Source organism: Cupriavidus sp. SIMBA_020, assembly GCF_046535395.1.
Lineage (GTDB): Bacteria > Pseudomonadota > Gammaproteobacteria > Burkholderiales > Burkholderiaceae > Cupriavidus > Cupriavidus campinensis.
In genome coordinates this window covers 1-253 of sequence record NZ_JAWRWU010001150.1, presented here as the reverse complement: position 1 = coordinate 253, position 253 = coordinate 1, and the positions used below count along the sequence as shown (strand labels likewise).

1 protein-coding gene is annotated in these 253 nt (G+C 42.7%); it reads left to right on the top strand.

Annotated features, from left to right (window positions below):
- The coding region (locus tag SB751_RS33140) for an IS110 family transposase (RefSeq protein WP_410749388.1) at nt 1-253 on the top strand (253 nt) is incomplete at both ends.

Below are 253 nucleotides of genomic sequence, written 5' to 3'. Positions count from 1 at the left end.
CTTGGCTCAATACGTTGCACAAACAGGTAAATGGGAGAATCGCTGTTGCGCTGGAGTTAAAAAAAGGCCCAATAGTGTATGCACTACAAAAATACCCCTTTATTACAGTTTTCCCCGTTCATGCGTTGTCACTAGCACGTTACCGCCAAGCATTTTCACCTAGTGGTGCCAAAGATGACCCTCAAGATGCAGAGTTAGCACTTGACCTTATGTTACGCTATCCAGAAAAAATAAAACCAATTGAACCAAGTAC